Below are 542 nucleotides of genomic sequence, written 5' to 3'. Positions count from 1 at the left end.
GAATCTATTATTATAGAAAAAGAAGGTGTTCCTTATGGTTATGGTGCTACTGGTATAGGAGAGATTTCTAGTATACCTACTGCCCCTGCTGTTGCTTTGGCATATTATAAATTTAACGGCGAGTTCCAAACAGAATTGCCGCTTAAAAATACTCCTTATTCAAGATAATTTATGAGTTTAATTAATAATGAACTTGTAATTGTAAGAGGAGCTGGTGATTTAGCTACTGGTGTTGTGTACTCTCTATATAAGGCTCATTTCAAAGTTATTATATTAGAGACGCAGCACCCCTCTGCTATAAGAAGAAAGGTTGCATTATCTGAAGCTGTTTATGATGGTAAAACAAAAGTWGAAGATATTGAAGCTGTACTTGTAAAAAACTATGAAGAGGCTCTTAATATAATTGCAAATAAAGATTATAAAGAAATTCCTATTCTTATTGACCCTAACTGTGAAATATTAAATCATATAAAACCAACATTTTTAATTGATGCTATAATCGCTAAAAAAAATCTAGGCACTAATAAATCTATGGCAAAATA

The 542-nt window shown here is 31.2% G+C and carries 1 pseudogene; it reads left to right on the top strand.

What is annotated here, in order from left to right:
• Positions 1–171: 171 nt before the first annotated feature.
• Positions 172–542, top strand: a pseudogene (locus tag GQX97_RS14445) (molybdenum hydroxylase); the annotation flags it as partial.

This window comes from Brachyspira sp. SAP_772 (assembly GCF_009755885.1).
Lineage (GTDB): Bacteria > Spirochaetota > Brachyspiria > Brachyspirales > Brachyspiraceae > Brachyspira.
This window is presented reverse-complemented; position numbering and strand designations above follow the sequence as displayed.